At 55.9% G+C, this 1,925-nt stretch carries 2 protein-coding genes; one reads left to right on the top strand and one right to left on the bottom strand.

Annotation, left to right across the window (positions count from 1 at the left end; genetic code table 11):
* Positions 1-8 precede the first annotated feature (8 nt).
* Positions 9-143, bottom strand: a complete 135-nt coding sequence (rpmH, locus tag ACIP1X_RS28770; RefSeq protein ID WP_003213577.1) for a 50S ribosomal protein L34 — start codon at positions 141-143, stop codon at positions 9-11.
* Positions 144-710: 567 nt separating this feature from the next.
* Here rpmH and dnaA point away from each other — a divergent pair.
* Positions 711-1,925: chromosomal replication initiator protein DnaA (gene dnaA / locus ACIP1X_RS28765; RefSeq protein ID WP_400755960.1), on the top strand; the 1,215-nt coding region annotated here is incomplete at its 3' end.

Raw genomic sequence — 1,925 nt, 5'->3', positions numbered from 1 at the left:
CCGGATTATCAAACTGCCAGACGCGCACGACCTTTGGCGCGGCGACGCGACAGGACAGCACGGCCGTTCTTGGTAGCCATGCGAGCACGGAAGCCGTGAGTACGGGCGCGTTTGATAGTGCTTGGTTGGAAAGTACGTTTCATTGTCGTGTTACCTGGTTCGTCCACAACGGGCCGGAATGGCCCCCGTTTTAAGAGACCGGGGATTCTAGAGAAAGCAAGCCCTCAGGTCAATTTCCAACCAGCGTTTCCTTATAAATAGATCTGGGGGGCCTCTGTGGCTGAAAGCCTGTCTGCCAAACATAAAAATAAAGAAGGGACTTATTTAAAGCTTTTTTGTAAAGCTTATAAAAGCTAAGGCCGTCATTTTCTGTGGATAAGTGCCATGAGCCCATATTTCACGTGATGTACAGAGAATGACAACTACAGTGGAAAACCGTGTTCAGCCTGTGCTGCACTGTCGGATAACCTGTGCGTGGAATGGCCTGTTATCCACAGGCAGGTTATCCACCGAGTTCAACCCCCAGTTGTCCAGTGCCCTCAGGGGCGGTTATCCACAGAGCTTATTCACACACCGTTGGTCGCCTTTTTTCGGTTTAACGCATTGATAAATCATGTTCACCGGGCAACCTGCATGTGGATAAGTGGGCGGCTCGCCGCTACAATGGCCGCTTGTTTTTGCCTCACCGGCTTTCAACTTAGGGGATATCCGTGTCAGTGGAACTTTTGCAGCAGTGCGTGGAGCTTTTTCGCGAGGAGCTGCCTGCCCAACAATTCAACACCTGGATCCGTCCACTACAGGTCGAAGCCGAAGGCGACGAGTTGCGCGTCTACGCACCCAACCGTTTTGTTCTGGACTGGGTCAACGAAAAGTACCTGGGGCGCGTCCTTGAACTGCTGGATGAGCACGGCAACGGCATGGCGCCTGCGCTTTCCTTATTAATAGGCAGCAAACGCAGCTCGGCACCGCGTGCCGCACCGAATGCGCCACTGGCGGCAGCGCAAGCTTCCCAGGCGCAAGCGAATGCTGCCCCGGTGAACACGCCAGCGCCGACTCAGACGCCAGCACCAAGCGCCAAGCGCTCGACGCAGAAAAGCCCGGAAGTCAGCGATGAACCGTCTCGCGACAGCTTCGATCCGATGTCCGGCGCCGCTTCGCAGCAGGCCCCGGTTCGCGCCGAGCAACGCACTGTGCAAGTCGAAGGTGCGCTCAAGCACACCAGCTACCTGAACCGTACGTTCACCTTCGAGAATTTCGTCGAAGGTAAATCCAACCAGCTCGCCCGCGCGGCGGCCTGGCAAGTGGCGGATAACCCGAAGCACGGCTACAACCCACTCTTCCTTTATGGTGGCGTTGGCCTGGGTAAAACTCACTTGATGCACGCGGTGGGTAACCATCTATTAAAGAAGAACCCGAATGCCAAGGTCGTGTACCTGCATTCCGAGCGTTTCGTGGCCGACATGGTCAAGGCGCTGCAGCTGAACGCGATCAACGAGTTCAAGCGTTTCTACCGTTCGGTGGATGCGCTGCTCATCGATGACATTCAGTTCTTCGCCCGTAAAGAGCGTTCGCAGGAAGAGTTTTTCCACACCTTCAACGCCCTGCTTGAAGGTGGCCAGCAGGTCATTCTCACCAGTGACCGCTATCCGAAAGAAATCGAAGGCCTTGAAGAGCGCCTTAAATCCCGGTTTGGCTGGGGCCTGACGGTTGCCGTCGAGCCGCCGGAACTGGAAACCCGCGTAGCGATCTTGATGAAAAAGGCTGATCAGGCCAAAGTCGACTTGCCGCACGACGCCGCGTTCTTCATCGCCCAGCGTATTCGTTCCAACGTCCGTGAGCTGGAAGGCGCGCTGAAACGCGTGATCGCCCACTCGCACTTCATGGGCCGCGACATCACCATCGAGCTGATTCGCGAATCCCTGAAA

It is taken from the genome of Pseudomonas sp. NPDC088885 (assembly GCF_044750025.1).
Classification (GTDB): domain Bacteria; phylum Pseudomonadota; class Gammaproteobacteria; order Pseudomonadales; family Pseudomonadaceae; genus Aquipseudomonas; species Aquipseudomonas rustica.
The sequence above is the reverse complement of the archived record's forward strand: the minus strand, read 5'-3'. Positions and strand labels throughout refer to the sequence as shown.

What these genes read in the sequence shown, in the direction of transcription:
- rpmH (WP_003213577.1), bottom strand. Translation starts at nt 143, where the DNA reads ATGAAACGTACTTTCCAACCAAGCACTATCAAACGCGCCCGTACTCAC.